General features: G+C 62.5%; 1 protein-coding gene. It reads right to left on the bottom strand.

Annotated elements, in window-relative coordinates; translation table 11 throughout:
* Nucleotides 1-232 (bottom strand): phosphate acyltransferase (locus RTW80_RS31005; protein WP_312722103.1); only part of this gene is annotated, 232 nt, incomplete at both ends.

Here is a 232-nt window from a genome sequence, read left to right as displayed (position 1 = left end):
CGTCAGGATCAACGATTTCGATGCCCGCGCCGAGCTCAACGCCCTGAGACGCCGCAACGCGGTTGATCTCATCCGGGTTACCCAGCAGCACACAGGTCGCGATACCGCGCTCTGCACAGATGGCTGCCGCTTTAACGGTACGTGGTTCGTCGCCTTCTGGCAGAACCACGCGTTTGCCCGCTTTACGCGCCAGCTCGGTCAGCTGGTAACGGAAGGCGGGAGGAGACAGACG

The sequence above is a fragment of the Escherichia sp. AM3 genome, assembly GCF_032029835.1.
GTDB lineage: Bacteria > Pseudomonadota > Gammaproteobacteria > Enterobacterales > Enterobacteriaceae > Escherichia > Escherichia coli.
This window is presented reverse-complemented; position numbering and strand designations above follow the sequence as displayed.